This is a genomic window from Actinosynnema sp. NPDC002837, from assembly GCF_040295345.1.
In the GTDB taxonomy this organism is placed as follows: Bacteria; Actinomycetota; Actinomycetes; order Mycobacteriales; family Pseudonocardiaceae; genus Actinosynnema.
Window position 1 is genome coordinate 1 of record NZ_JBEOVG010000183.1, and the last position, 5,272, is coordinate 5,272.

The window sequence follows — 5,272 nt, forward strand, 5'->3', positions numbered from 1 at the left end:
CGGTGCCGAAGATGCTGATCGCCCGCGAACGGGGCCGCCCGCCTGCCGCCTGACCCAGCCTGCGCGTGTCCGACGTTCGCGTCGGACACGCGGGCTGGAGGTAGGACACGCGGGTCAGGGGCGGTGGTGGCGGCCTTGGGTCGAGTGGAACCGGCGGAGGCCCTGTTCCACCTCGGTCAGCGAGAGTTCGCCGTGGGCCAGCTCGTTGGCCAGGGCGTCCGCTTCGGGGAGGGACTCCTGTTCCAGGACGGAGAGGCGGTCCTGGCGCAGGCACAGCTGGGGGAGCGCGGCCAGCTCCAGGGCCAGGGCCTCCGCCGCCGAACGGGACGTGCCCGGCGGCACGACGCGGTTGACCAGGCCGATGGCCAGCGCCTCGTCGGCGGGGACCGGGCGGCCGGTCAGGATCAGGTCCATGGCGCGGGACGTGCCGATCAGCCGCGGCAGGCGCACCGTCCCGCCGTCGATCAACGGCACGCCCCACCGGCGGCAGAACACCCCGAAGACCGCGTCCTCCTCCGCCACCCGCAGGTCGCACCACAGGGCCAGCTCCAAGCCACCCGCCACCGCGTGCCCGGCGACGGCGGCGATCACCGGCTTCGACAGCCGCAACCGCGTCGGACCCATCGGGCCGGACGGTGACGCGGGGTCGTTGCCCCGGGCAGTGCCCAACGCCTTCAGGTCGGCCCCCGAGCAGAACGTGCCGCCTTCACCGTGCAGCACGGCCACCGACGCGGTCGGGTCCTCGTCGAACTCGCGGAACACCTCGGTCAACGTGTGCGCGGTCGGCCCGTCCACCGCGTTGCGCACGGCCGGCCGGTCCAGCAGGACGGTGAACACCGGTCCCGACCGCTCAACCCGGACGGCGCTCACGGCTTCGGCAACCCCCGCTCCACGATCGCCCCGAAGTCGACGCCGCGCGGCAGCGTGCCGAACGCCACGCCCCAGTCACCGGACAGCCGCGACGCGCAGAACGCGTCCGCCACCGCCGGGTGCCCGTACCGCACCAGCAACGCGCCCTGCAACGCCAACGCCATCCGCTCCACCAGCCGCCGCGCCCGCACCTCCAGGTCGGCCACGTCGGTCAGCTCGTCCTTCAGCCCGTCGACCGCCGCGTCCAACCGCCGGTCGGCCCCGCGCGCCGCGTCCAGCTCGCCGAAGAACTCCGCCACCGCCTCCGGCGAACGCCCGAGCGCGCGCAGCGCGTCCAACGCCGCCACGTTCCCCGAACCCTCCCAGATGGACATCAGCGGCGACTCGCGGAACAGCCGCGGCATCCCCGAGTCCTCGATGTACCCGTTGCCGCCCAGGCACTCCAACGCCTCGGCGGCGTGCGCCGGGGCCCGCTTGCACACCCAGTACTTGCTCACCGCGAGCCCCAGCCTGCTCCGGTTGCCGGCCAGCCACAACGCCACCGTGGTCGCCGCCTCCGACTCCACCGCCAGGTCCGCCAGCACGTTGCGCATCGCGGGCTGGTCGACCAGGTACGCGCCGAACGCCTTGCGGTGCGCCGCGTGGTGCGTGGCCTGCGTCAACCCCAGCCGCATCCCGGACGCCGACCCGAGCACGCAGTCCAGCCGGGTCATGTTGACCATCTCGATGATGGTCCGCACGCCCCGGCCCTCCTCGCCGACGAGCCAGCCGACCGCGCCGTCGTACTCCAGCTCCGCCGAGGCGTTCGACTTGTTGCCGAGCTTGTCCTTGAGCCGCTGCAGGAACATCGCGTTGCGCGTCCCGTCCGGCAGCACGCGCGGCAGCACGAAGCACGACAGGCCGCCCGGCGCCTGCGCCAGGGTCAGGAACAGGTCCGACATCGGCGCGGACGTGAACCACTTGTGCCCGGTCAGCAGGTAGTGGTCGCCGACGGGCACGGCACGCGTGGTGTTCGCCCGCACGTCCGAGCCGCCCTGCTTCTCCGTCATCGACATGCCCGCGATGAGGCCCCGCTTGGACGACGGCGGGCGCAAGCCGAAGTCGTACTCCCGCGACGCCAGCAGCGGCTCGAACCGCTCGGCCAGCGCGGGCGTCGCGCGCAGCGCGGGCACGGCCGCGTAGGTCATCGAGATCGGGCAACCGTGGCCCGCCTCGGCCTGGCTCCACACGTAGAACTTGGCCGCGCGGGCGACGTGCGCGCCCGGCCGCTCGTCCCGCCACGGCGCCGCGTGCAGGCCGTTGGCGACCGCCGTTTCCATGAGCTCGTGCCAGGCGGGGTGGAACTCGACCTCGTCGACCCGGTGCCCGTACCGGTCGTGGGTGTGCAGCACGGGCGGGTGCGCGTTGGCCAGCCGCCCCAGGTCCTGGACGTGCGGCGTGCCCGCGAGCACGCCGAGCGCGCGGACCTCGGGTTCGGCCCACTCCGCGCCGCCGCGCCGCAGGCCGTCCAGCAGCGTCGGGTCGGCGGAGACGTCGTGCCCTTCCAGCGGCGGGACCTGGTTGGTCACCTCATGAGTGGCGTGCGTCATAACCGCCTAGCGTACTACCCGTCGGTAACTTGGAGGGGTGTGAAATTTGGGGGTGCTGATCAAGCTCCGGCGGCCTAACGTCGGTGCCGTGACGGATCACCGGCAGGGGCAGGAGACCGACCACGAGCGGGCCGTGGCCGCGTTGCGCGGCCAGTACGCGGCGATCCCGGCGGGCGCGCCGGTGCGCCTGGCCAAGTCCACGTCGAACCTCTTCCGGTTCCGCGCCGACCAGTCCGGCGGCCTCGACGTGGCCCGGTTCAACCGGGTCCTGTCGGTGGACGCCGCCGCGCGGACCGCGCAGGTCCAGGGCATGACGACCTACGAGCACCTGGTCGACGCCACCCTGCCGCACGGCCTCATGCCGCTGGTCGTGCCGCAGCTCAAGACGATCACGCTGGGCGGCGCCGTGGCGGGTCTGGGCATCGAGTCCAGCTCGTTCCGCAACGGCCTGCCGCACGAGTCCGTGCGCGAGCTGGAAGTGATGACGGGCGACGGCGAGGTCGTCACCACGCACCCCCGGGACGATGTCCACGGCGGCCTCTTCCACGGGTTCCCGAACTCCTACGGCACGCTCGGCTACACCCTGCGGCTGGAGATCGAGCTGGAGCCGGTGAAGCCGTACGTGCGGCTGCGGCACGTGCCGTTCGCCGACGCGGGCGAGTGCGCCCGGATGCTCGCCGAGGTCTGCGCCGACGGCTCCTACCAGGGCGAACCGGTCGACTTCGTCGACGGGACGGTGTTCTCCGGCACCGAGCAGTACGTGACGCTGGCCAACTGGTCCGCCACCGCGCCGTTCACCTCGGACTACACCGGCAACCAGATCTACTACCGGTCCATCCAGCGGCGCGACGTCGACTACCTGACCGTGCGCGACTACCTGTGGCGGTGGGACACCGACTGGTTCTGGTGCTCACGCGCGTTCGGCGTGCAGCACCCGGTCGTGCGGCGGCTGGTGCCCAAGCGGTACCTGCGGTCGGACGTGTACCGCAAGGTGGTCGCGTGGGACCGGCGGCACAAGCTGTCCGACCGGCTGAGCAAGGCGGTGCAGGAGCCGGTGATCCAGGACGTGGAGATCCCGGTGGACCGGCTCGCCGAGTTCCTGGACTTCTTCCACCGGGAGATCGGCATCAGCCCGGTGTGGCTGTGCCCGGTGCGGCTGAGGGCCCGGTCGGACGGGAGCCGGACGGTCTGGCCGCTGTACCCGATGGACCCGGACGTGCTGTACGTCAACGTCGGCTTCTGGTCGACGGTGCCGTTGCGGCCCGACGAGGAGCTGGGCAGCCGGAACCGGCTGATCGAGGACAAGGTCACCGAGCTGGGCGGGCACAAGTCCCTGTACTCCGACTCCTACTACGGCGAGGAGGAGTTCTGGGACAACTACAACGGCCCGACGTACCAGGACCTGAAGAAGCGGTACGACCCGGCGGGCCGGCTGCCCGATTTGTACGCCAAGTGTGTTCTCCGTAGGTGAAGGGAGCCGGGGCCAATGCGGTTGGCGGAGGTGTTCCAGCGGGCGGTCGGAGGTGGCGCGTCCGTGCGGTTCAGCGCGTACGACGGCAGCCACGCGGGGCCGGCCGACGCGGGTGTGAGCATCGAGGTGCGCACACCGGAGGCGTTGTCGTACCTGGCGTCGGCGCCGGGTGAGCTGGGTCTGGCGCGCGCGTACGTGACCGGGCACCTGGAGATCATCGGTGACGTGTACGGGGCGTTGAAGCAGCTGTCCGAGATCTCGTTGCGCGAGGTGCCGTGGGGCGAGCGGGTGGAGCTGCTGGCCACGCTCGGGCGGACCCGGCTGGGCACGAGGATCGAGGTGCCGCCGCAGGAGCGCCGGTTGCGCGGCCTGCGGCACTCCAAGGCGCGCGACCGCGAGGCGATCGCCCACCACTACGACGTGTCGAACACGTTCTACGAGTGGGTCCTCGGACCGTCCATGGCGTACACGTGCGCCGTGTACCCGACCGCGGGGTCCACCTTGGAGGAGGCGCAGTTCGCCAAGCACGACCTGGTGGCGCGCAAGCTGGGGCTGAAGCCGGGCATGCGGCTGCTGGACGTCGGCTGCGGCTGGGGCGGGATGGTCATGCACGCCGCGCGCGAGTACGGCGTGAAGGCGCTCGGCGTGACGTTGTCGCGCAACCAGGCGGAGTGGGCGCAGAAGGCCATCGTGGAGGCCGGGCTGTCCGACCTGGCCGAGGTGCGCTACCTCGACTACCGCGACGTGCGGGAGACCGGGTTCGACGCGGTCAGCTCGATCGGCCTGACCGAGCACATCGGCAAGGCCAAGCTGCCGGCGTACTTCCGGTCGCTGTACGGCAAGCTCAAGCCGGGCGGGCGGCTGCTCAACCACTGCATCACCCGGCCGGACAACAGGCAGCCGGCGCGGACCGGCGGGTTCATCAACCGGTACGTGTTCCCCGACGGCGAGCTGGTCGGGCCGGGCCACCTGGTGTCGTTGATGCACGACACCGGGTTCGAGGTGCGGCACGAGGAGAACCTGCGCGAGCACTACGCCATGACGCTGGCGGCGTGGTGCGACAACCTGGAGAAGCACTGGGACGACGCGGTGACCGAGGTGGGTCTCGGCCGGGCGCGGGTGTGGCGGCTGTACCTGGCCGCGTCCCGGCTGGGCTTCGAGCGCAACAACATCCAGCTGCACCAGGTGCTGGGCGTGAAGCTGGACGGCACCACCTCGCACATGCCGCTGCGCCCGGAGTGGCTCGGCTGACGCGGCCGGGGGGGGGGCCCCCCCCCCCCCCCCCCCCCCCCCCACCCACCGTGCTAACAGCACGTGGGCGAGCAGGCGCCCCAGGTTGGGG

At 72.1% G+C, this 5,272-nt stretch carries 4 protein-coding genes; 2 read left to right on the forward strand and 2 right to left on the reverse strand.

The features are described from left to right. Nucleotides 1-114: 114 nt before the first annotated feature. Nucleotides 115-870 carry a crotonase/enoyl-CoA hydratase family protein gene (locus tag ABTZ99_RS44580; RefSeq protein WP_498784426.1) on the reverse strand — a complete coding sequence of 252 codons (756 nt, stop codon included), beginning with the start codon at nucleotides 868-870 and terminating at the stop codon, nucleotides 115-117. Continuing rightward, entirely contained in the window at nucleotides 867-2,459 is a 1,593-nt protein-coding gene (locus ABTZ99_RS44585) for an acyl-CoA dehydrogenase family protein (protein WP_499619213.1), read from the reverse strand. Before ABTZ99_RS44585 ends, ABTZ99_RS44580 begins: the two co-directional genes overlap by 4 nt. Before the next feature lie 88 nt (nucleotides 2,460-2,547). On the opposite strand from ABTZ99_RS44585, the gene ABTZ99_RS44590 reads away from it, so the two are divergent. Further along, nucleotides 2,548-3,930 carry an FAD-binding oxidoreductase gene (locus ABTZ99_RS44590; RefSeq protein ID WP_499619215.1) on the forward strand — a complete coding sequence of 461 codons (1,383 nt, stop codon included), beginning with the start codon at nucleotides 2,548-2,550 and terminating at the stop codon, nucleotides 3,928-3,930. A gap of 15 nt (nucleotides 3,931-3,945) precedes the next feature. Further along, entirely contained in the window at nucleotides 3,946-5,181 is a 1,236-nt protein-coding gene (locus ABTZ99_RS44595; protein ID WP_498784486.1) for a class I SAM-dependent methyltransferase, read from the forward strand. The last annotated feature ends 91 nt before the right edge of the window (nucleotides 5,182-5,272 follow it).